A 22,936-nucleotide genomic window follows, 5' to 3' on the forward strand; every position below is an offset into this window, starting at 1 on the left:
TCTTTCCTTTGCTGGTGCGCGGCGGGAGGGCCTCAGGCCCGACCCTTGAGAATGAAATTCCAATAGAGGAAGGGCAACCCGTAACGCTTGAGGTACCACATGTCCTTGCGCTCCCGGGTGGTATCGATGAAGGGGATGCTCGGTGCCGGTTCCATGTCGTAGTCGAACTCGGCCAGCAGCATGGTGGACCGCGAGGTGACCAACGGGCAGGACGCGTAGCCGTGGTAGTCAGCGGGCAAGGGCCGCGAGTCCATGACGGCCAGGAGATTCGAGACCACCACGGGGGCCTGTTTGCGGATCGCGGCCCCGGTCTTGGAGTTCGGCGCCGAGCAGGCGTCGCCCAAGGCAAAGACGTTCTCGTAGGTCGTGTGACGCAGCGTCTGCGGATCCACGGAGATGTAGCCCAGCGGGTTATCCGCGTCGGCTAGAGGACTGTCCTTGACCCAGTCGGGGGCCGACTGCGGCGGAACGGCGTGAAGGAAGTCGTAGCGAAGGGTTTCGGCGGGACCTCCGCTCACCGGTTCGATGGTCACCGTCTGCGCCGTGGAGTCCACCGAGGTCATCTCGGAGCTCAGCCGCACATCGATGCCGTAGCGTCGGGCCACCTTATCCAGCTCGCGGGAGAAAACCTCCACGCCAAACATCTTGGGTGACGGCAGCACCAGAACGATGTGAATGTCGTCCAGAACGCCCTGTTGCCGCCAGTAGTCGGCCGCCAAATACGCGATCTTCTGCGGGGCGCCGCCGCATTTGATGGGGTTGCTCGGCATCGTAAACACGGCGGTCCCGCTGCGCAGGTCCTGGATCATGCGCCAGGTCTTGGGAGCCAGATCGACCGAGTAATTGCTCGAGACCCGGGAAGTGCTCAGCGCTTCCTCGAGGCCGGGGATCCCGCCCCAATCCAACTGAATTCCGGGGCACGCGACCAGATAGTCGTAGCCGACGCGCTCACCGCCGGACAGGCCGACCCAGCGCCCCTCGGGGTCCACCTCGGTGGCGGCGTCTTTGATCCACGCGACGCCTTGAGGCATGACGTCCGCCTGGGGCCGAGCGGTCGTCGAGGCGGAGGCCTGTCCTCCTCCGACCAAGGTCCACAGCGGTTGGTAGTAGTGCGTTTCGCTGGGGTCGATCACGGCGACGTCGTCCTGGCCGGCACGACGCAATCGGGCGGCGACGCTCAATCCCGCGTTGCCCCCGCCGATGATCACGATGCGGTGGTGGATGCTCATGAGAATTTCCCTTCGCCCTCGTCAATTGCCGTTTTCGGCTGATGTCACGGTTAAATGTACGTACATTTAGCGAGGTTGTGAACCCCGGGCGGGTGACGGATTGAGCGACGAATGAGGGAAGCGACGGGCCGATCAGAACGTCGGCAGATCAGGGATAGGTGGTGGTCACGCTGAAACGATCGCCGCGCGCGACCGTCTGCCGCCACTCCAAGGGCGCTTCGTGGTGGAAGCCGAGCCGCTCGAGGTAAAAGGCCGGATCACCTTCGCGACTACCGAGAGACTCCGCCTGCGAGGCGTCCATCGCGATGGCCCGAATGGTTTCTTCGGCGCGATCCACCGAGACGTGGCTGTATCGATCCAAGGCATCGTAGAGAGCCAGCCGTTCCAGATCTGCCTCAAGCACACCCTGGGCGGCCGCCGGGAACCAGGCGTCGTCCATGGCGATGGGCAGGTCGTCTCCGTAGCGGATGCGCGAGACGTACACGAGTTCGGCGTCGGGCTCGAGCCGGAGAATCCCGGCGACTTCGGGGTCGGTCACGATCTTGGCGGCCCGGATGGTGTTGGTCTGCTCAAGCCCACTACTGCGCACCGCGGCGAACAGACTGTAGGCCGGGCTATGCGCGTTAGCGCCGGCGCCGGTGTTAATCTCGGGCCGAGCGCCCACCGTGGACGGACGCCCGCGGCTCGAAGAGACCAACCCTTCGCGCCGCAGGGGGGTCAGGGCCGCGCGGATCGTCGCGCGACTCACTCCATATTCCTCGGACAGGGCCAGCTCCCCCGGCATTCCGTGAGTGAAGTCCCCGCGGTTGATGCGTTCGAGCAGATTGACCTGAACACGCTTCCACAGTGGTGCTTCCGCGGCGCGGTGTGGGCTCTTCACCAAAGACGGCCTCTCTCACAGTGGATGGACTGCCATCATAGAGCCCTGCCGAGCGCAAGGATCCACCCGCCGTCGCCGATTCGAGACGAATCGTCACACTCGCGCAGGCACGGTGGCCCCACACCGCGGAGGCCCCCGCCCCGCGGCGTGGCGCGCACTTCAGGAGCCCCGACCCGGGCGCCCCCATGAATTCGCACTATGCGCGGCGGTGCGTCGAGCGCCCCTTAGCGTAGGCCCGGGTGCCGACCGCCAGGCAGCCCATGCTCGCAATCAATAACACAAAGGGCGCAAACCAACCGATGGACACGATCGCGACACCGGCCAAAACCAGCAGAGCAATGCCGGCCATCAACCAGACCGCAGCGTTTTGCCTTTGATTTTTCATGTCACAACTCCTGTTTGGTCATAATTTGGAGTGCATAAGATTACCATCCCCTTAAGCCCGCCACACGGCCTTTCGCGGGCGGAAGCCCACCCCAGATAGACCCTTCACCTCTTCTTACGGCCACCCGCTCACCGATCCCTCCCACTATGACTGCGGAAATATATTTGATTCGGAAAGTATGAGATCCACAGTTTTGTCCAGAATGATTGATCCCTGGAAGGTGACAAACATAACGGATCTTTCGGAGCAGTGCCGTTGACACGCGCGCCGTCGGGGCCTGGGGGCCGGGGTCCTGAACCTTGTGCCCGCAGCGGGTCCCACGACTGAGGTGACAGCGGCGGCCGGCCGGCTTATCGATAATTCGTTCCGTAATAGGCCTCTTCCCACCGATCGGCCACAACCTGCAATCGCTGAGCGTGTTTTCTCGCCAAGGCCAAGAACCGACGAGTCGCCGGCGACAGGCTCCCCGCCTGAGAACTGACGAAGGCGTACCGTTCCTTGAACACTGGCTCCAGCGGCGCCCATTTAATCCGGTAGGACTGTTCGTGAAAACAGGTCACCAAGTAGGAGACGAGGGTGTCCCCCACCCCGTTGAGGGCCAACGCGAGGGCAGCATCTTGAAATTCAACCTCGACGAGTGGGGACAGAGATAAACCGGCTTCCGTGAAGAGACGGGTCACCTCTCGGCGAAGAGGATCCTCTTTCTCCCACCTGGATTCCGAAAGGATCAACCGCGTCTTCGCGAGGTCGTCAATGGTCACCGGCGTCCGGAGTTGGCTCACATCTGAGCTCACACACACGACGGTGTCCGTTAACACCGTTTCGCTCAAATGCACCCCTCGGGTATCGACGGGCAATTGCACCAGCCCGGCTTCCAGTTCACCGGTTCGGACGGCCTGAACCACCTCAGAAGAATTAAGGCCCACATTCCGAATTCGAACCTGCGGATAGAGGGTGTTGAACTCGGTAATGAGGTCGTTCAGCAAATATCGATGCGCGCTGCTAAACGTTCCGAAGGAAACCCTGCCACCGGACAGCGTGGTCATCGCCGAGGCCGATTCGGCCACGGCATCTGTGGCCCGCACCGCCTCACGAGCCATCGGGATCATCGCGCGGCCCAGATCCGTCAACCTGAGATCCCTGTTGGTGCGAATGAACAACGCGGACCCCAGCTCCCGCTCCAGGCGCCTGACCTGCTCCGAAAGGCTCGGCTGCGCGACCCGTTCATAGTCAGCCGCCGCACTCAACGACCCGTGATCGACGGCGGAAAGAAAATACCTGAGTTGCCTGATCGTGGGCCCTTCACTCACGAACCCACCCCTCCTCCAATGTTGCACACCACGCCTTAGCTCAAGCCTTTTCCTTGATCAGATGAAGCGTTTTCACTCTACACAGTCTGGGTGATCCACAACATACTTTGGTGAACGGGGATTTCCCGGAAACGTCGGAACCATCGAAGGAGAATCATGTCAGCGGAGGCTGAATCGGTCACCTACGCGACCGACATCCAATTCCAGCGAAAGATGACATTGCAGTCCGCAATGTTTATCGGCATCGGCGGGCAGATCGGTTCCGGCTGGCTCTTCGCGGTTCTGTCCGCGGCAGGAGTCGCCGGCCCCGCGGCAACCATGTCGTGGATCATCGGCGGTTTTCTTGTTCTCCTGATCGCGCTCTCCTGGATGGAGGTGGGTAGCGCCTTACCCTTTAGCGGGGCCATCGTCAGGTACCCCTACCTCTCCCACGGAGGAATGACAGGGTGGTTGATGGGGCTGTCTTATTGGCTGGCCAATATCGCCCTACCGCCCATCGAAGCGATCGCCGCCATCACCTACGTCGGCGGCGTGTTTCCCCAGTTGAATCTTCTGGAAACCAAGCAGGGTGTCTCGATGCTCTCCTGGCCCAACGGGATCCTCCTGGGGATTGCCCTCATGGTGTTCTTCCTGGCGGTCAACATCTTCGGCGTGAAGTTCCTCAGCGAGGCGAATCGCTGGATCACCTGGTGGAAGATCATCGTCCCAGCCGCAACTTTCCTGTTGCTGTTCATCGTCTTCAAGGCGTCGAATTTCACGGATCACGGGTTTTTCGGCAACGGCAATGGAGGGCATCACGGCTCGGGGTCCATGCTCCAGGCCGTGGCGGTCTCCGGGATCGCGTTCGCATTGATGGGTTTCCGAGGAGTCATCGACTTCGCCGGCGAGGTCCGCAAGCCGCACCGGAATATCCCCTTGGGAACGCTCGGCTGCATCGTCCTCCCCCTGGCCATCTATGTTGGGCTTCAGATCGCGTTCATCGGCGCGATCGACTGGGCCGATGCCGGGGTCTCTCCAGGCGACTGGTCCGGGCTGATGTCCAGCTCCTGGGCCGACGGGCCGTTGGGTTCCGCCCTGCACGCGTCCGGGATCGCACTTCTGGGCGCCTTCGTCACCTTGCTGTTGCTCGGCGCCGTGATCTCCCCCGGAGCCGCCGGGTACCTGTATCTCGGCAGCGGTTCCCGCGTGGCGTACGGTTTGGCCGTCAATAAGTTCTTCCCCCAGGCCTTAACCCACATCAGTCGTTACGGCGTTCCCTCGATCGCAATCCTCGTCAATTTCGCGATCGGTCTGCTCTTCTTCCTTCCGGCACCCAGCTGGTATCGCCTCGTGGGATTCATCAGTTCCGCTCTCGTCCTGAGTACCATGGCGGCCCCCGCGGCGCTGATGGTCATGAGGAGAACGGCCCCGAACATGCATCGGCCCTTCCGGCTCCCGGCCGCCAAGATCTTCACGCCCATCGGTTTCGCGTCCGGGTCCCTCATCGTTTTTTGGTGCGGTTTCGTGACCCTGGCGAACCTCATCACCATTCTTCTCGGCGCCATGGCCGTCTATGCGGTCTGTTTCTCGACCGCCAACGGGTGGACGCGCCGGGTACCGTCCGCGATCCTCGCGGCCCTGTTCCTCACCGCGTGGGTCGTCGTCGCCGCCCGAAGCCACTTCGTCTTAGCCCCCGACGGTTATCGCGTCGAGAGCAACGGGCAGCTCGTCGAATATCTGGTGGGATCCGCGTTGCTCTGCTTCGTCTTCCTGGCGGTCATGCACCTGATCACCAGAGAGGAAGGGCGACCACACCTGCGGGGCGGTCACTGGGTGGTCTTCTTACTTCTCGGAGAACTCGCGGTTTCGTCCCTGAGCGAATACGGCCCGCTGCCCGAGCCGATCCTCGGGTTCCCCTGGGACAGCGTCGCGGCCCTCCTCGTCGGGTTCATTGCGTATTTCTGGTCCCTGGTCACCGGGTTTGCGGTTCCCGAAATGCGCGACCTCGAAGAAGACACAATCACCGGCGCGATCGTCCTCAACGACACCGAAGACAACTCGCCGACCACGGTCATCGAATCCCCCGTCACCGCCGAAAAGGAGCACCAATCATGAGCATCGCCGTCGTCACCGGAGCCGCCAGCGGAATGGGCCTATCCGTCGCCGAGAACCTTCTCGCGGATGGGTGGGATGTGGTCGGCATCGACCGGGTGGAGGCAACCATCGAAAGCTCGGGACGCACCGTCACGACACGATGCGTCGATGTCACCGACAGGTCTGTCCTCCACGACGCGCTCGGCGAAGCCGCCGAGGAATTCGACTCAACCATCGGGCTGCTCGCCAACGTGGCCGGGATTTACCCGCCGACAACCCTGAGCACATTCACCGAGGACACCTACCGAAAAATTTTCGACGTCAACGTTTTGGGGATCCTCAACGTGGCCGCGGAGGCCGTGCCTCTCATGCATCGCGATTCGACCATCGTGAATTTCGCATCGGTGGACGCCTTCACCGTCTCCCCCGGGCAGCTACTTTATGGAGCTTCCAAAGCCGCGGTCGTCATGCTCACCAAGTCCTTGGCCCTAGAACTGGCCGTCCGAGGAATTCGCGTCAATGCGATTGCCCCGGGGTGGGTCAATACCCCCGGAAATAGGACCACCGGTCGTATGGAGGCCGCGGCCCACAGCATTCCCGTCGGGCGTGTGGCGGATCCAGCCGAAATCGCCCGATGGGTCAGCATCCTCGCTTCCCCTGAGGCGTCGTTCATGACCGGAGAGACCGTGGTTCTCTCCGGCGGCGACGTCCTGCGGTAGCTCCCTCTCCTTCATTCCATTTCCGTCACCTTCAGGAGGTTCATCATGTCTCGTTACTGCGTCATCGGAGCCGGAGCCGCCGGTCTCTCCGCGATCTATCAGCTGCGATCCGCCGGCCACGAGGTCGACTGTTTCGAAAAGACCGACCGCGCCGGAGGCCACTGGCACACCGATTACGAAGCCCTCCACCTCATCACGTCCCGGGATATGACCCATTTTGAGGATTTCCCGATGCCGAAGGACTATCCACATTTCCCCCGCCGTGATCAGGTCCGCGAATACATCGAGTCTTACGCCCGGGAATTCGACCTCTACCGAAATATCCGATTCAACACATCGGTTCAGTCGGTCTCCCCGGTCGAATGCGACGGCGATGCCGGCTCGGCCGGGTGGACCGTCACCACGGAAGCGGGATCCGGAACTTACGACGGCGTGCTCGTGGCCAACGGACACCTTCACGACCCCAAGGTGCCTCACGTCCCCGGAGAATTCACCGGAAAGCAGCTGCATTCGAGCGAGTACAACAACCCGTCGGATATCGAAGGTACACGGGTGCTCGTGGTAGGCGCCGGAAATTCGGGCTGCGATCTCGCCGTCGACGCCGCCCAGCACCGTTTCGACACCGATGTGGTGATTCGCGAGGGGGTGTATTTCCAGCCCAAGACGTATTTCGGGGTGCCCCGGCAAGAAGTCGGATTCCTCAAGGAATTCAGCCCCGAGGAACAGGACTTCGTCTCTCGGCTCCTCTCGCGAGTGTCCCTCGGATCCAACGAGAAGTATCCCGGTTTGCCGGTTCCGCAGCACCGGACCCTGGCCGAGGGACGCACCGTGGTCAACGATCTGCTGCTGTATTGGGTCCACCACGGCCGCATCGCGCTTGTCCCAGGAATCACCGGTTTCGAGGGCAAAACCGTGTCCTTCACGGACGGAACCTCCAAGGAGTACGACACCCTCCTGTGGGCCACGGGTTTTCATGCCAGCGTGTCGTTCTTGGACGAATCCCTGCTGCGTCGTAGCTCCGGGGCACCGATCCGGTATGCGGGAGGGATCATCCCCGAGGGGTTGGAAAAGCTCTACTTCATCGGGTTGATCGCCCCGCGGGGCCCGCAGATTCCGATCTACGGCGTCCAGGCGAAGGTTGCGGCGCGAATGATTCGGATCCACGAGTCACAGCCCAACGCGTCAGCATCGCTGGCTCGGTATTTCCAAGGGCTCCAGGATCCGGAAGACCGCATCGACATTGTCCGGGACATCTGGCTCGACCAGATGAACGATACCGAGCGCTTGCTCGATGCTTTCGAGCAGAACAACCTGCCACGACGCGACGACGCCGAATCCGCGGTCCTTTGATCGCGCATCCTCTCACGCCCGCAGCCTAACGACTCAGGAGAATCTTTCATGCCTCCGCATCAAGAAAACCGCAGCTATCCGCCCGTCGCTCTTGTCACCGGCGGCGCCCGCGGCCAAGGCGCCGCGCACGTTAGAACGCTCGCCGAAAGCGGCTACTCCGTATATGCGTGTGACGTCTTGGACTCCGCCGGCCGCGACTGCGTGCGTGGCATGCAGTCCGAAGGGCTCGACGTCGCCTACCAACACCTCGACGTCACGTCCGAGGAGGACTGGGGCCAGTGCATGGAGCTGATCAACCAGGCCCACGGTTGCCTCAGCACGCTCATCAATAATGCAGGCGTCATGCACGTGACGCCCGTCCACGAGGAGTCGTTGGACGCGTGGAATCAACTAATATCCATCAACCTGACCGGAGCCATGTTGGGCGCCCGGGCGGCGATACCTCTGTTGGAGGCCTCGAGCCGGGGATCGATCATCAATATTTCCTCGATCTTCGGCGCCGGTGGGGCTCTGGGGTATTCGGCGTACGCGGCCAGCAAGGCCGGTCTGCTCGGCTTCACCAAGTGCGTCGCCCTGGAGCTTGCGCCCCGGGGAATACGCGTCAATGCGGTGTGTCCGGGCGGGGTGAGTTCGCCGATGAATGCCCTCGAACCTTCCGGTGGCGTCGTCTCGGAGACGCCGTTGGGACGGCGGGCCGAACCCACCGAGATCTCCCACGTCATTGAGTTCCTGGCCAGCGCCAAGGCCTCGTTCATGACGGGAACCGAAGTCTTCGTCGATGGGGGGTATATGGCGCATTAGACCTTCCTGTCCCCCATGACCTTCTCAGTACAAAAGGAGTCACCTGTGCAACCAGCATCCACCGTGGTCGAAAGCTCCATGGCGCTGATCAAAAATGACACCGCGAATTTGCTCAACGACCTGATTCAACGCCAAACGGGCGTGATTTCTGAGGCCGCGGAGGTTCTCGCGAGGTCCCGGAGAATCTTCTTCTTTGGCGCGGGTCGTTCGGGCTTGGCCCTGAAAATGACCGCCATGCGTTTGATGCACCTGGGGCACGAATGCCACGTGGTCGGTTCGCCGACGACGCCGGCGATTCTCCCCGGCGACGTCCTGGTGGTGGCCAGCGGTTCCGGGACGACGGGAAGCGTCGTCCGGTCCGCAGAGGGCGCACGAGGCGCCGGGGCTTCGGTCATCTCGCTGACCACGAATGGCAAATCCCCGCTTGCCGAGCTGTCCGACATTTCCATTCCGATACCGGCCGCCACCAAACAAGAACGGCCCAACGGATACGAGCGTCAATACGCCGGAAGTCTTTTCGAGCAGTCCATTCAGCTGGTCGGGGACGCCATTTTCCACACCCTCTGGCAACAGAGCGGGAAGACCGCCGACGAGATCTGGCCGCGGCACGCCAATCTCGAATAAACCACACTCACCGTAAACAGCGAAAAATACTCAGATACCGAAGGGAATCAATAATGCAGCTTCAATTCGCGATGGATACCTTGACCACCGAGGATGCCCTGCGCCTGTCGCAGGCGACCGCCTCGCACGTCGACATTCTCGAACTCGGGACGCCCCTCATTAAGAGCGAAGGCTTTTCGGCCATTCGCGCCATCAAGGACGCCCACCCCGACAAGATCGTCTTCGCCGATCTGAAAACCATGGACGCCGGGGAGCTCGAGGCCGACGAGGCGTTCAAAGCCGGAGCCGATCTGGTGACGGTTCTCGGGGTCGCCGGAAACAGCACTATCGCGGGGGCCGTGCAGGCCGCCCGGCGCCACAACAAGGGCGTGGTTGTGGATCTGATTGGCAGCGAGGACAAGCCGGCTCGGGCACGGGAAGTCACCGACCTCGGCGCCAGTTTTGTCGAGATGCACGCGGGTCTGGACGAGCAGGCAGAGGAAGGATACGACTTCCGCACATTGCTCGACGCAGGCCGGCGATCCGGGGTGAGCTTCTCGGTGGCGGGCGGCATCAACGCCGAGTCGGTGCAGGACGTCGAGGCTTCGGGCGCGAGCGTCGCCGTAGCAGGTAGCGCTATCTACGGGGCCGAAGACCCGGGCGAAGCGGCACGGCAGATCAGGGCTCGGTTCGCCTGATTTCCTCCACTACCTTAACCGCGGGCCGTCGGGTTCGTATCTCCCCCGACGGCCTGCGGTAGCATCGCGACATGGCCATAGAGCATGATTCTTTCACCGTCTACGTCTTGCTATTCGAGGAATTCGAGCTCTTGGATGTCTTTGGCCCGGTAGAGCTTCTGAGCAAATCCTCGCGAATAGATATCTCATACTTCTCGGACCAGCCAGGCCTCGTCGCCAGCTCCCAAGGAATCAGGGTTGAATCCACTCTCCGATACGAGGAAGTGGATGATCCTGACGTACTCCTCGTCCCGGGAGGTAGCGGCACGCGTTCCCTGGTGAATGACCATCAATTTCTGGAACGCCTCGCCCGCATCGGAGCGAAGAGTCGGATCGTCACGTCAGTGTGCACGGGCTCGGCCCTGTTGGCAGCATCCGGATTGCTCGAAGGGTACCGAGCAACCAGCAATAAAGCCGCCTTTTCTTGGGCCAGAACCCATGGCGATAAAGTCACTTGGGCCCCAAGGGCACGTTGGGTACATGACCGCAATCGTTGGACTTCTTCAGGAATCGCCGCCGGCATAGACATGACGTGTGCACTGATGCGCGAGCTTCTCGGTGATGAACCTGCGGAAGCGGCCGCGCGTTTGGTGGAATACGAACCTCATCGAGACAGCACTTGGGACCCCTTCGCGGAGCCATACGGCCTACCGTAACCCTCGGAGACAACGAAGCTGGCGAAGGTAGTGGTACCTGTACCTCACGAACCGACGGACCCCAGATATACCGGCGACCACAAGAATTCTCACAGCGGAGCATCGGCATGAAGGATCTCGAAGCACTCCGATCCATCCACCAGCCAGTATTCTCCGCGCGAATTGCGACGCAGGTATCCGTGATCGACCAGCTCCCGTCGCAAATACGCGAAGTCATCCCATACGTTCCGGAAGATCTCATTAACCTCTCGCTCGCGGTAAACCGCCCGCGAGTTCAACAGACCTACGAGGTGAAGCAGTTCGTGATAGCGGTGCAACTTCTTGGATGGGTACATCACCAAGCGACCCTCCATTATGAACCGTGAGTGCAAGCACTTGTGCGAACGACGCACGCACTCTACCGCTACTGCGTCGGCCCGCATACCTCCCTCGGTGCGCACGGACTCAATTTCCTCTGCCGACAGCTTCCCTGGAGCAGGGTCATATAGTGCTCAGGGCCTTTCACGACCGAATCGGTTCCTTCCCATCCCCGGTGAACTCTTGCCTCAGAAACACCACGCACAACGAAAACAGAACATAGAACGCCACCGACAGAAGCATCGACGTTCCCGTCGAATAATGCGTTGCCAGGTATCCCGCCAGAGGCGCAACGGCGACGACAACCAGAGAGTCCATCAGCGAGACGATCGACGTTGCCGAGGCCCTGATTGAATTATCGATTTCCGAATGCAATTTTCCATAACAGATGATTGTCAACAGAACCTGACCAAATATATGGAGCCCGAAGAATATAACGGACAATATTACATTATCTGTCTGTGCGAATAGATAGATACATATGACATTGTAGAGGCAAATCGCATACAACCGCACGGGCGACACCGTGATATTTTTAAGAAACTGGGCGGCCAAGGCTGCAAAAAACTTCATAGCAATGAAACCAGCATAGAGATAGCCCAGCGATTGCGACCCGATCTTAATTTGCCATAGGATAAATGGTGCAACTGCGGCAGAATTTGCCAACAGTGTAAGGTACACCGATTTGACCTTAAATATTCGTCGCAGCCCAAAAATAAATTCCTTGAGCGGTATTTTCGTCTCACACACCTTCTTATTTTCCAAAAAGGCGAGACTGACCACGGAACACGCAAAGAACGATATAGCTAGCAGCCAGATGCTGGACGGCATGAGCGCAAATGAGAAAATACCAATAATGCCGACCACCAAGGCCGACACCGAGGTAATGAAGGTTATCCGGGAATACCCGAGCAACATTGCCTTGTTCTCTCCCTCTCCACCCTGCGGTATGTCATTGAGCATCAGCGCTTCAGAGGCCCCACTGGACGCAGCAAATCCAACGCCCGCGAGAGCCTGGCCCACGAGAATCCAGTAGATATTCCCATCCAAGAAGAAAATGGCGAACGCAACCAGCCGCAACAAGCTCCCCAATTGCAGCGATAGCTTATTCGAATAGTTATCGAAAGCAATCGCAAACGGCAACTCAGCGAGCGACACCCCAGCATTGAAAAAGGCAGACATCAGAGATATTTCCCATAGGGAGAACCCGGAAAATTCCCAATACAGATTGTCGGTCGCCGAAAATGCAGAAACACCGGCCGCCACGCAAACCAGGTAAATAACCGTGAGGTTTCTTCTACAAAACAGTCGACCCATAGCAACCGAATTTATAAAAGTTTCCACCAGCAAGCATCAACAAGCAACACACTCTTGAGAAATACCTCTAGTTCAATATTTAATAAGATGACACGAATTTTAGCGCGTGATTCAGACCTCGTCAACGGTTCTGCCCCGTCCTGGGCCGCAGAAATAACGCGCACTTCCTGGAAAACGCACTCGAGGTTTTGCGACGCCGCCTTCCGTTCGGCGTCGCACGCTGGAAGGTCGCCTCCCAGCGACGATAGGGTGAGGTTACACTTACTTAGTCGCGTCGAGGAGAACCACCATGACCAGTAACCCACCGCCCGAAGCTCAGAACCGCCCTCAGGGAAGGCCAGCCAAACCACAAACCCTCCTTGAGGTGCTGGAACGGCGCCAATTTACCCCGAATATGGTTCGGTTGACCCTCGGCGGCGACGGCTTCAGCTCCTTCCAGGACAACGGGTGCACCGACCAATACGTCAAGCTCGTGTTCGCTAAGCCCGAGCTGGATCTGGTCGCACCGTTCGACATGCGCGAACTCAAACAGACCCTCTCTCCCGAGGATGTCCCGGTGACCCGCACGTACACGGTCCGCGAGGTCGATCACGAGGCGAAGACGCTCACCATCGACTTTGTGACCCACGGGACCGAAGGGCTTGCCGCCCCCTGGGCGGCTCAGGCCTCCCCCGGGGACAAGTTGCTGCTAATGGGCCCCGGAGGCAAATATCGCCCGAATGAGGATGTTGACTGGCACCTTTTCGCCGGCGACGCCTCTGCGCTTCCCGCGATCGCCGCATCCATCGAGGCGCTCCCGGCATCTGCTCAGGGACTGGCCGTCATCACCCTCGAGCACGAGGAAGACCGTCAGGAGATCCATGCTCCCGACGGCCTCGAGATCGACTGGGTCATCCACCCGGGCGTCGGCGGCGACCCGAACGTACTGGCCGCCTCGCTCGCCGAACACACCTGGCCCGAGTGCTCGATCAGCGTCTTCGCCCACGGTGAACGTGAAGCCATCAAGCAGGTGCGACGCCTCCTCAAGGAACGCCACATTCCCAAGGAAAACATCTCGATCTCCGGGTATTGGGCCTATGGACGCACCGAGGACAAGTTCCAGGCCGAAAAGCGCGAGCCGATCGGGAAGATCGAGGACTGATCCGCCGGGGAGGAAGGGCCGGCCGCTACTGCGCCTCCGGAAAACCCTTCCTTCCGTTGAGGTAGGCCGGTAGCCACAGGTGCTCCCACAGCGGAGCGTCCCGATGGAGGATGGTGAAGCATTCCTCCCCGTCGACGAGCCAATACTCTCCGAGATTATTGCGCCTCAGATACCCGTAATCGACCAGTTCCCTGCGGAGATAGGCAAAATCGTGCCAGCACCGCTTCAAGATCTCGTTGACCTTCACTTCGGTATAGACGACCCCAGGGCTAAACCGACCGACGAGGTCAAGCAGGATGTGGTACCGAAACGATCGTTTCGCCGGATAGGCCACCAACCGATCGTCCCGCCAGAACCTCGCGACCAACTGGTCGTGGTTCGCTTTCACCTGCTCTAAAACACGCTGGTCGACTTCGATGCCGCCCGACGTGCAGGCAAACTCAACGTGTTCGTCCGCCAGCCTCTCGCGAAGAGACTCCAGGTAATCCTCGGGTCCGATCAGGGCCAGACGACCTTCAAATGCCACGAACTCCTCCTCATGCGCGCGCATATTGTTCAATTCTTGACTATACGTGCCCAAGGATCGAGACACCCACGACCCCACCCATTCCTGTGACGACCAGTGCGCACCGGCCGCAAAAATAGGAGCGCCCGTCCGTCGCCCCCTCCACCTGGCCATCCAGCTCCGAGGCGCAGCCCGCTCGACCTCCCCCTCATCTCCGCGCGCAAAAACATGCCTCGGCATCTTTTGCACCAAACCCCTTGACCTTGTGATCTGCAACTCAGAATAATTGTCCTGACATACGGTCATTAATCCAAGGAGGAAACATGAGCGAGCAGACGCTCTCCGTCGCAGTCATCGGTGCCGGCATGGCAGGTCGTGCCCACGCCTACGGATACCGTCAGGCGGGTTCCGTCTTCGACTCAGATTTCCCCGCGATCCGTCTCGCGGCGGTCGCGGACATGAACCAGGAACTCGGGCAAGACACCGCCCGACGCTACGGATTCGAAAAGGTCTACGGGGACTGGACCGATGTGGCGAATGATCCCGAGATCGACGCCGTCAGCATCGTCGTCGGCAACGCCCTGCACCTGCGCATCGCCCGCGGTCTCCTCGAAGCTGGCAAGCACGTACTCTGCGAGAAGCCGCTGGCCGGGACGCTCGAGGACGCCGAGGCGATGGTCCAGCTGGAGAAAGAATACGGCCAGAAGACCGACCGCTACGGCCGGCCGCTCATCACGTCGGTCGGTTACACGGTGCGCCGGATGCCCGCCGTCAACGCGATCAAAGAAAAGGTCGATTCCGGCGAATTCGGGCCGGTCACCAACTTCATCTCCACGTATCTGTGCGACTACTCCTGCGACGAGAAGGCCCCGATGTCCTGGCGCTACAAGGGCGGGCCCGGTTCGGGCGCCCTCGGAGACCTGGGCTCCCACGTCCTGGACACCGGCGAATACCTCAACGGTCCGGTCACGGCGGTCCGCGGCGCCGTCATGGACACCATCTACAAGGAACGCCACCTGCCCCTGGGCGCGGTGGTCGGCCACGGCCACGTCGAGGTGTCCGACGAGGTCGAGCCCGTCGAGAACGAGGACTTCCTGACCTTCACGTGTAGTTTCGCCAATGGCGCGGTGGGCACCTACACGATCTCCCGCGTCGCCTTCGGAACCCCGAATTCACAGACCTACCACGTGGTCGGGCCTCGCGCGCAGGCCTCCTTCGACATCACCAAGCCGGGCGAGTACATGTACGACGACGCCCAGGCCTCCCCCGAATCCCGAGGCCAGCGTCGCGTCCTGATCAATTCCGAGACACCGCTGTACGCGAACTCCACCGCCATGGACGCCCCCGGCGTCGGCTGGAATTACAACGACAACTTCGCGATTCAGGCGCGCTCCTTCCTCGAACAGGTTGCCGGGGTCTCCAGCGACTTGGCCCCGTGCGGCAACTTTGCGGACGGTCTGCACACCCTCAAGATCATTCAGGCCATCGCGGACTCTGCCCAACAGGGTGGCGCCGAGGTGAGGGTCGGCTGATATGAGAATCGCCGTAGTGGGGGCCGGATCGATCGGCCAAATGCACGCAGCCCATCTGATGACCACGGAGGGCGTCACCCACGTGGAGCTCGTGGGGCGCGACGCAGCGCGGGTCGCCGAGCACGCCGAGGCGGTGACCGAGCGCGTCGGCCAGGAGGCCGCCGGCGTCCACCTGAGCATCACGACCCGGTTGGATGACGCGCTAGAGGCCGCCGACGGCGTGGTGATCACGACCCCGGGATCGGCTCACCCGGCGATGGTCGCCCACGCCGTACGGATGGGGTTGCCGGTCTTCGTGGAGAAGCCCCTGGCCCTGACCGCACGCGAATACGGCGACCTGTTGGAAGGCATCGAGGCCGCCGGCGCGGACCAGAAGGTCATGGTGGGCTTCCACCGCCGCCACAGCCGCGAGTTCCAGACCCTCAAGGGCCTGCTCGACGCGGGGCGCGCCGGGAGCCTGCGGGCAGTCTTCTCCTTCGACCACGACAAATCCGCCGCGGACCCGGAAGCCCTGGGCGGGTCCGGAGGAATCTTCGCGGACATGATGGCCCACGACTTCGATCTGGTGCCGTGGCTCGTCGGGGAGCAGGCGAGCACCGTGTACGCGGTCGGGTCCGTCGCCGCGCACGAGTCCTACCGCGAACACGATCAGCTGGACACCGCGAGCGCCCACCTAACCTTCGCCTCGGGGCTGAGCGCGACCATATCGGTCATGCGAGGTCACGCCGAGGGCCAGGATGTTCGGACGGTCGTCCACGGGACGGAACGCACGTATTCCGTGGGCGGCGCCGACGGGGTCGCGATCAGCCGCATCGACGGGGAAGGCGGGATCCACGTCCCCGAATCGACGTTCGAGGACTACCAGGACCGGTTCGCCTCGGCCTTCGTCCGGGAGATGCAGGATTTCGTCGCGATGATCGACGGGCAGGGCACCAACGCCTCCACCCCGTCCTCGGGAGTGCCCGGCGTGGAGTTGCTCGACGCCGCCCAGCGTTCCCTCGCCAGCGGACGCCCGGAGGCGGTGCGGCCGTTGCGTGAGCTACGCGGCGACTAATCGACCGTCGACAACGCGCGGGCACGGGCCGGTTCGGCTCGTGCCCGCGCGTCTCGCGCCCTGCGAATCAAGCCACGGACCAGGCCCCCTCCGACGCGCGGGCCGCCAGATCCGGGAAGGCCGCCGCGACCCCCGGCTGGAGCAGGCGTCCGTCCGACGTGTTGACGCCCTTCGCGATCGCGAGGTCAGCGTCGATCGCGTGATCGGCGCCGAGGGCGGCGATCTTCTTGATGTACGGCATCGTGGCGTTGGTCAGGGCGTACGTCGCGGTCTGCGGGACGGTCCCCGGCATATTGGCCACGCAGTAGTGCCGAATGCCGTCCACCTCGAAAATCGGCTCGGCATAGGTCGTGGGGTGCGAGGTCTCGAAGGCGCCGCCCTGATCGATCGCGACGTCGATCAGCAGCGCATCCTTGCGCAACAGTTGCAGGTGCTCGTGCCGCACGACCTTCGGCGCGGCCCGGCCCGGCACCAAAACCGCCCCAATCACGACGTCGGCGTGCGCCAACTCTTCCTCGACCACCACCGGGTTGGACATCAGCACGCGGGCGCGACGGTCCAGGAGGGTCTCCAGCTCGCGGACGCGGCGCGGCGACATGTCCAGGACCGTGACCTCGGCCTGCAAACCGATCGCGAGCAGGGCCGCGTTGGCGCCCACGGCGCCGCCACCGATGATCACCACGCGCCCCGGGGCCACCCCCGGCGCGCCGCCGAGCAGCCGCCCCGGGCCCTGACCGTCACGGGTCAGGTGGCGGGCCGCCGCGTGGATGGCCAGCCGCCCGGCGATCTCGCTCATCGGTGTCAGCAGCGGAAGACCCGTCTCGTCCTGCACGGTCTCGTAGGCGATGGCCAGCGTGCCCGCTTCCAGAAGGGCCTCGGTCAACGGCCGGTCGGCCGCGAGGTGGAGGTACGTGAACAGCACCAGATCGCGGCGCAGGTAGCGATACTCGGCCGCCACGGGCTCCTTGACCTTAATGAGCAGTTCCGCACGCGCCCACGCCTGATCCTGATCCGTCAGCTCGGCGCCGGCCTGGGTGTAGGACTCGTCCTCGAATCCCGCGGCCGTTCCCGCGCCGGCCTCGACGAGCACCGTGTGCCCCGCCCGGACCAGCTCCGCGACGTTGGCCGGGGTCAGCCCGACCCGTTCTTCCTGCGGCTTGATTTCCCGAACTACCGAAATACGCATCGTGTTTCCTCCTTGAAACGGCTGTGGGTGCGTCCTAGCGGGACGCGATGTTGTAGAAGCGGATGTTCTGATATTCCTCGAGGCCCTCGGCGCCACCTTCGCGCCCCACCCCCGACTGTTTGACCCCGCCAAAGGGCGCGGCCGCGTTGGACGGAACCCCCTGGTTGATCCCGACGAGCCCGCACTGGATCGCGTCGGCGACCCGGAAGGCACGGTCCAGGCTTTCGGTGAAGACGTACCCGGCCAGGCCGAATTCGGTGTCGTTGGCGCGTCGGATCGCTTCCTCTTCGGTCGAGAACCGCTGGATCGCCGCGATCGGTCCGAAGATTTCGGATCGGGCGATGTCAGCCTCGGCCGGAACCCGGTCGAGCACCGTCGCCTCGAAGTAGTTTCCGGACTCCCCCGCGGTGCGGCCGCCGACCCTCAACTCGGCGCCCTCCGTGACCGCGCCCTCAACGAGGCGTTCCATGTCGCTCACGGCCTGGGCGTTGATCAGAGGCCCCAGCTGGGCGTCGGCGGCCAGGCCGTGGCCGAGGCGCACGCCCGCAAACTTCTCCCCGAGGGCCTCGACGAATGCGTCGGCGATCCCGTCCTGCACGTAGATGCGGTTCGCCGCGATGCAGGACTGGCCGCCGTTGCGGAGCTTGGCGGCCATGACGCCCTCGACGGCCCGGTCCAGGTCGGCGTCGTCGAAGACCAACGCCGGTGCGTTGCCTCCCAGCTCCATCGAGGTGCGCAGGACCCGCTCCGAGGCGAGACCCAACAGGGTCCGGCCGACCTCCGTGGAGCCGGTGAAGGAGACCTTCCGGGCGTGCGGGTCCCGGAGCGCGGTCTCGCTCATCACACGGGAGCTCGACGTGGTGAGGACCTGGACCAGATCCTCGGGAACGCCGGCCTGACGGGCGAGCTGAACCGCGTAATAGGCCGTCAACGGGGTGGCCGTCGCGGGTTTGAGGACCGCGGAGCATCCCGCCGCGAGGGCCGGGGCGATCTTCCGGGTTGCCATGGCGAGCGGGAAGTTCCAGGGGGTAATCAAGACCGCGAGGCCCACCGGGCTTCGCCGGGTCAGGATCCGCGATCCACCGTCCGGGGCCTCCTGGAAATTGCCTCCCGCGCGCACGGCTTCCTCGGCGTACCACCGCACGAAGTCGCTGCCGTACTTGACCTCGCCCTTGGCCTCGGCCAAGGTTTTGCCCATTTCGCGGGTGATCACGAGGGCCAGTTCCTCGGCGTGCTCCACGAGGAGTTCCCACCAGCGGTGCAGCACGTTCGAGCGTTCCCGCGGGGTGGTGCGCGCCCAGGCGGTTCCCGCCCGGTCGGCCGATTCCATGCTCGCCGTGATGTCCTCTCGGCTCGCGTCGGGGACGCGGGCGATGACCTCTTCCGTCCCGGGGTCCGTGACCTCGATGCCCCGTGCGGGCATGCCCAGCCGCCCGATCGCCTCGTCCGCGCGGCTCAGCTCGGCGTCGCCGGCGGTGAGCACGACGCGCGTGGGGCTCGTCTGGTTCGGGCTCATGCCGCGGCCTCCTCGGTGATGGCCTCGCTCATCGCGGCTAAGAAGTCGGTCAGTTCCTGCTCGGTCACGATGAACGGCGGGCTCACCTGGAGCGTGTTTCCGCGTAGCGGGCGGGAGATGAAACCCTTGTCGATCATGCGGTCGCACACCTTCTCGACGGCCACCCCCTCGCGCAGGGTCACCCCGCCGAGCAGCCCGGCGTACCGGACCTCGGTGACCTCCGGATTATTCCGGGCGAGGTCCTCGAGGTCCTTCACGAAGGTCGGTTCCAACTCGCGCACGCGGTCCACGAGCTTTTCGTCGCGTAGGATCTTCAGGTGCTCGACCGCCACGGCCGCCGCGGTCGCGTGCCCGGCGTAGGTCGAACCGTGGCGGAAGATCGGGGCGTCGTCGGTATCGGCGAAGAACGGCTCCCAGATCCTTCGGCTCACAAAGATGCCGCCCAGCGGCGCGTACCCCGAGGTCACGCCCTTGGCGAAGGTCACCAGGTCCGGTTGCAGGCCGTAGCGTTCGGTCGCGAACATCGTTCCGAGCCGGCCAAAGCCGGTGATGACCTCGTCGAGAATCAGCAGAATATCGTTCTCGCGGCACAGCTCCTGGATGGTCTCCAGGTAGCCCTCGGTCGGCGGGTTGACCCCGCCCGTGCCCTGAACGGGCTCCGTGACGATCGCCGCGATGTTCTCCGCACCGATCTCGGCGACGGCGCGACGCACCTGCTCGGGATCGTTGAAGGAAACCCGCGCGGTCTCGGGGACGAGCGACTCGGTGCCGTATCCCTCCCGGTTGAATTCGAGGCCCGCGATGCTCGTGCCGTAGGCGTGCAGGCCGTGATAGGCGAACTCGCGGCTCAGGATGATCTGCTTGGACTCGCGTCCCTCGCGCTGCCAGTGACGACGCGCGAGCTTGCACGCGACGTCGATCGCGTCCGAGCCGCCGCTGTTGAGGATCAGCTTGGGGTCCGGGATCGGTGAGACCTCGGCCAGCATCTCCGCCAGCTCGGCGGCCCGATCGTTCGTGAAGCGCGCGAACGTGTGGTAGGTCTCGAGGTTCATCATCTGCTCGTACGCGGCCCGCGCGAGTTCCGGCCGCGAATGACCGATATTCGCGTGCCACAGGCCGGCGGTTCCGTCGAAGAGCCGACGGCCGTCTTCGGTCTCGATGAACGAGCCCTCGGCGCGTGAGATCACGAGCTGACGCCCGAAGACCTGCGAGGCGCGCGCCTGGGCGGGCCACAGCGCGGATCCTTGAGCGACGGGCGTCGTCGGGTCGGTGGTGGTTCCTACGGTGGTAGTCATGATCTGATCCTTTTCTGTGTTCGCGGTGGTCACTGGGAGAGGTATCCGCCCTCGACCGGGATGGTGGTCCCGGTGATGTACTCGGCGCCCGGGCTGGCCAGATACGAGACGGCCGCGGCGACGTCGGACGGGAGCGCGATCCGCCCGAGAGGGATCTTGCTGGCGACCTCGCGCTCGGTGGCCTCGGGATCCTCCTGCTCGGAGACCCACGTGTCATACAGCGGCGTCTTGGCCATCCCCGGGGCCACCGCGTTGACCCGGATGTTCAGCGGGGCCAGCTCGACGGCGGCCGCCGTGGTCAGGGCCTGGACCGCGCCCTTGCCCGCGCTGTAGAGGCTCATGGTCGGCACCCCGATCATCGCCAGGCGCGAGGTGATGTTGATGATGGCCCCGCCCTGCCCCTGGTCGCGCATCACGCGACCCGCGGCCTGCAACGCGAAGATCGTGCCGAAGGTGTTCGTCGCGAAGTTCTCGCGGATCTCTTCCTCGGGAACGTCCAGAATGGGGCCGACCAGGTCCACGCCCGCGTTATTGACCAGCACGTCGAGGCGCCCGCCGATGCGGACGGCCTCGTCGATCAGCAGTTGCACCGCCGAGGAGTCCGAGAGGTCCGCCCGAACCCAGGAGGCCTCCGGGCCGAGTCGATCGGCCACCTCCTGGCCGCGTTCGTTGTTGCGACCGCTGACGATCACGCGAAAGCCGTCCTCGATGAGGCGCCGGGCGATCTCGATTCCGATGCCGGAATTCGCCCCGGTCACGAGGGCCACACGGGGTTGATTCGTCACGATGAGCCGTCCTTTCCGATGGTGGTGTTCGTCGAGGTTCCCGCCCCGACGGTGGGAACCGAACCGGTTTTGGTTCCGATGAGTTCTTCGCCGCGAGCGATCCGCAGGTCGTCGTCGCTGCCGGGAACCACGTTGCCGCGCAGCGAGCGACCGGCGGTCTCGCGGAAGGTCAGCACCGATATCAGGCCGATGACCCCGGCGATGGCCAGGTACCAGCCCGGCATGAGCACGTTGCCGGTCTTGTTGATGAGCATTTCGTTGAACATGCCCGCGGTTCCGCCGAACAGCGCCGTGGAGATGTTGTAACCGATCGCGAATCCCGAGTACCGGACCCGCGTGGGGAACAGCGCGGGCAACGTCGCGGAGATCGTGGAGATCAGCATGACGAGGAAGAGTCCCAGGATCCCGATGCCGAGGAGCTGGGACCAGAAGGTTCCGAGCTGAATCAGCATCATCGCCGGGACCGAGAGCACGATGAACCCGATCGACGCCGTGATCAGCAGGGGCCGACGCCCGATCTTGTCGCTCAGCGCGCCGAACGGAACGATCACCGCGATCATCACCAGCTGGATGAGCACCAGCGAGAAGTTCGCCTGCGCGGTGCTGTGACCGAGGGTCGCCGAAAGGTAGCTGGGCATGTAGGTCAGCACCAGGTAGAAGGCGACGTTCAGCAGCGTCACGAACCCGATGAGCTTGAGGATCTGCGTGGGGTAACTCTTCAGCAGGTTGCCCAGGGCCTTCAGGGCCGAGGGGTGCTCCACGGCCTCCTCGACGTCCTCGGTGAACGCCTCGGGGTCGTGGAGGTGACGCCGCATCCACAGGGCCAGGACGCCCATCAACGCGGTCAGCAGGAACGGAAGCCTCCACCAACCGGCCGTCATGCCGTCCTCGCCGACCACGAGGGTCAGGCTGGTGCACAGGATCGCCGCGCCACTGAAGCCCACGAGCGTCCCGAACTCCAGAAAGCAACCGTAGATCCCGCGGCGATTATCCGGGGCGTGCTCGGCCATGAACACGGCCGCCCCGGCGTACTCGCCGCCGGCGGAGAAGCCCTGGATCGCGCGCAGGGCGATCAACAGAACGGGCGCCATGAAGCCGATCGAACCGTACGTCGGCAACAGGCCGATGCACGCCGTGGAACCGCTGATCAGGATGATCGTGAGGACCAGGACTTTTTGGCGACCGAAGCGATCCCCGAGGGGGCCGAAGATGAATCCGCCGAGCGGCCGCACCAGGAAGGAGACCGCGAAGGTTCCGAGGGCCATGACGCGCGCCAGGGCCGCGTTGCCGTCGTCGAAGGTGAAGAACAGGTCGGAGATGTAGACGAGCAGGTATCCGTAGATGCCATAGTCGAACCACTCGATCGCGTTACCGATCGCCGACCCGGCCACGGACTTCCGCGCGGTCTTCTTCTCGGCGACCGTCATGTCGATCTCTGAGGTGATGGGAGGGGGTTCATACACTGCAACGTTGGACATGTGTCCTCCAGAGGTGCGGGGTGGTGG

22 protein-coding genes are annotated in these 22,936 nt (G+C 63.1%); 10 read left to right on the forward strand and 12 right to left on the reverse strand.

Annotated elements, in window-relative coordinates:
• Positions 1–32: 32 nt before the first annotated feature.
• The 4 genes from CURSPS6_RS08775 to CURSPS6_RS08790 form a co-directional block, all read right to left on the reverse strand.
• Entirely contained in the window at positions 33–1,229 is a 1,197-nt protein-coding gene (locus tag CURSPS6_RS08775; protein ID WP_030015606.1) for an NAD(P)/FAD-dependent oxidoreductase, read from the reverse strand.
• Between the two features lie 148 nt (positions 1,230–1,377).
• A complete protein-coding gene (locus tag CURSPS6_RS08780) occupies positions 1,378–2,109 on the reverse strand; it encodes a GntR family transcriptional regulator (protein WP_030015607.1) in 732 nt (243 codons plus the stop codon).
• Between the two features lie 196 nt (positions 2,110–2,305).
• A complete protein-coding gene (locus tag CURSPS6_RS08785) occupies positions 2,306–2,494 on the reverse strand; it encodes a hypothetical protein (protein WP_030015608.1) in 189 nt (62 codons plus the stop codon).
• Positions 2,495–2,844: 350 nt separating this feature from the next.
• The gene (locus CURSPS6_RS08790) at positions 2,845–3,804 is read right to left on the reverse strand and encodes a LysR family transcriptional regulator (RefSeq protein ID WP_051687774.1); all 960 of its coding nucleotides are present in this window, start codon (positions 3,802–3,804) and stop codon (positions 2,845–2,847) included.
• 156 nt (positions 3,805–3,960) lie between these two features.
• Here CURSPS6_RS08790 and CURSPS6_RS08795 point away from each other — a divergent pair, with 156 nt between their 5' ends.
• From CURSPS6_RS08795 to CURSPS6_RS12370, 7 genes are all read left to right on the forward strand, one after another.
• Positions 3,961–5,898 (forward strand): APC family permease, encoded by a 1,938-nt coding sequence (locus tag CURSPS6_RS08795; RefSeq protein WP_051687775.1) that lies wholly within the window; start codon positions 3,961–3,963, stop codon positions 5,896–5,898.
• A complete protein-coding gene (locus CURSPS6_RS08800; RefSeq protein ID WP_030015612.1) occupies positions 5,895–6,596 on the forward strand; it encodes an SDR family NAD(P)-dependent oxidoreductase in 702 nt (233 codons plus the stop codon). Before CURSPS6_RS08795 ends, CURSPS6_RS08800 begins: the two co-directional genes overlap by 4 nt.
• A gap of 45 nt (positions 6,597–6,641) precedes the next feature.
• On the forward strand, positions 6,642–7,946 hold the full coding sequence (locus CURSPS6_RS08805; RefSeq protein ID WP_035810367.1) for a flavin-containing monooxygenase: 1,305 nt from the start codon (positions 6,642–6,644) through the stop codon (positions 7,944–7,946).
• Positions 7,947–7,994: 48 nt separating this feature from the next.
• Positions 7,995–8,747 (forward strand): SDR family NAD(P)-dependent oxidoreductase, encoded by a 753-nt coding sequence (locus CURSPS6_RS08810; protein ID WP_051687776.1) that lies wholly within the window; start codon positions 7,995–7,997, stop codon positions 8,745–8,747.
• Positions 8,748–8,792: 45 nt separating this feature from the next.
• Complete coding sequence (hxlB, locus tag CURSPS6_RS08815) at positions 8,793–9,371, forward strand: 6-phospho-3-hexuloisomerase (RefSeq protein WP_030015616.1); 579 nt, start codon at positions 8,793–8,795, stop codon at positions 9,369–9,371.
• A 53-nt stretch (positions 9,372–9,424) separates the two neighbouring features.
• Positions 9,425–10,048: a 3-hexulose-6-phosphate synthase gene (gene hxlA / locus CURSPS6_RS08820; RefSeq protein ID WP_030015618.1), complete on the forward strand. Its 624-nt coding sequence runs from the start codon at positions 9,425–9,427 to the stop codon at positions 10,046–10,048.
• A gap of 71 nt (positions 10,049–10,119) precedes the next feature.
• Positions 10,120–10,743, forward strand: coding sequence for a DJ-1/PfpI family protein (locus tag CURSPS6_RS12370; RefSeq protein ID WP_152978094.1), 624 nt, complete (start codon positions 10,120–10,122; stop codon positions 10,741–10,743).
• Positions 10,744–10,832: 89 nt separating this feature from the next.
• Here CURSPS6_RS12370 and CURSPS6_RS08825 read toward each other — a convergent pair whose 3' ends face one another.
• Both CURSPS6_RS08825 and CURSPS6_RS08830 read right to left on the reverse strand, forming a co-directional pair.
• Positions 10,833–11,078, reverse strand: coding sequence for a DUF2087 domain-containing protein (locus CURSPS6_RS08825; RefSeq protein ID WP_030015619.1), 246 nt, complete (start codon positions 11,076–11,078; stop codon positions 10,833–10,835).
• Positions 11,079–11,244: 166 nt separating this feature from the next.
• Entirely contained in the window at positions 11,245–12,417 is a 1,173-nt protein-coding gene (locus CURSPS6_RS08830; RefSeq protein ID WP_152978095.1) for a hypothetical protein, read from the reverse strand.
• 289 nt (positions 12,418–12,706) lie between these two features.
• On the opposite strand from CURSPS6_RS08830, the gene CURSPS6_RS08835 reads away from it, so the two are divergent.
• Positions 12,707–13,558 (forward strand): siderophore-interacting protein, encoded by an 852-nt coding sequence (locus tag CURSPS6_RS08835; protein WP_030015622.1) that lies wholly within the window; start codon positions 12,707–12,709, stop codon positions 13,556–13,558.
• A gap of 25 nt (positions 13,559–13,583) precedes the next feature.
• Here CURSPS6_RS08835 and CURSPS6_RS08840 read toward each other — a convergent pair whose 3' ends face one another.
• A complete protein-coding gene (locus CURSPS6_RS08840; RefSeq protein ID WP_051687778.1) occupies positions 13,584–14,108 on the reverse strand; it encodes a DUF2087 domain-containing protein in 525 nt (174 codons plus the stop codon).
• Positions 14,109–14,386: 278 nt separating this feature from the next.
• On the opposite strand from CURSPS6_RS08840, the gene CURSPS6_RS08845 reads away from it, so the two are divergent.
• Positions 14,387–15,595, forward strand: a complete 1,209-nt coding sequence (locus CURSPS6_RS08845) for a Gfo/Idh/MocA family protein (RefSeq protein ID WP_030015624.1) — start codon at positions 14,387–14,389, stop codon at positions 15,593–15,595.
• A gap of 1 nt (position 15,596) precedes the next feature.
• Entirely contained in the window at positions 15,597–16,649 is a 1,053-nt protein-coding gene (locus CURSPS6_RS08850; protein ID WP_082470275.1) for a Gfo/Idh/MocA family oxidoreductase, read from the forward strand.
• Between the two features lie 67 nt (positions 16,650–16,716).
• Here the strand turns inward: CURSPS6_RS08850 and ald are convergent, their stop codons facing one another.
• The 5 genes from ald to CURSPS6_RS08875 are packed head-to-tail and all read right to left on the reverse strand — an operon-like array spanning position 16,717 to position 22,909.
• The gene (gene ald / locus CURSPS6_RS08855; RefSeq protein ID WP_030015626.1) at positions 16,717–17,835 is read right to left on the reverse strand and encodes an alanine dehydrogenase; all 1,119 of its coding nucleotides are present in this window, start codon (positions 17,833–17,835) and stop codon (positions 16,717–16,719) included.
• A gap of 34 nt (positions 17,836–17,869) precedes the next feature.
• Positions 17,870–19,351 (reverse strand): NAD-dependent succinate-semialdehyde dehydrogenase, encoded by a 1,482-nt coding sequence (locus tag CURSPS6_RS08860; protein ID WP_030015627.1) that lies wholly within the window; start codon positions 19,349–19,351, stop codon positions 17,870–17,872.
• Positions 19,348–20,646 carry an aspartate aminotransferase family protein gene (locus tag CURSPS6_RS08865; RefSeq protein ID WP_082470390.1) on the reverse strand — a complete coding sequence of 433 codons (1,299 nt, stop codon included), beginning with the start codon at positions 20,644–20,646 and terminating at the stop codon, positions 19,348–19,350. The genes CURSPS6_RS08860 and CURSPS6_RS08865 overlap by 4 nt, the downstream gene beginning before the upstream one ends.
• Positions 20,647–20,675: 29 nt before the next feature.
• Complete coding sequence (locus tag CURSPS6_RS08870) at positions 20,676–21,431, reverse strand: SDR family NAD(P)-dependent oxidoreductase (RefSeq protein ID WP_030015630.1); 756 nt, start codon at positions 21,429–21,431, stop codon at positions 20,676–20,678.
• Positions 21,428–22,909, reverse strand: coding sequence for an MFS transporter (locus CURSPS6_RS08875; protein WP_152978096.1), 1,482 nt, complete (start codon positions 22,907–22,909; stop codon positions 21,428–21,430). The genes CURSPS6_RS08870 and CURSPS6_RS08875 overlap by 4 nt, the downstream gene beginning before the upstream one ends.
• Positions 22,910–22,936: the final 27 nt, after the last annotated feature.

It is taken from the genome of Curtobacterium sp. S6 (assembly GCF_000710345.2).
Lineage (GTDB): Bacteria > Actinomycetota > Actinomycetes > Actinomycetales > Micrococcaceae > Rothia.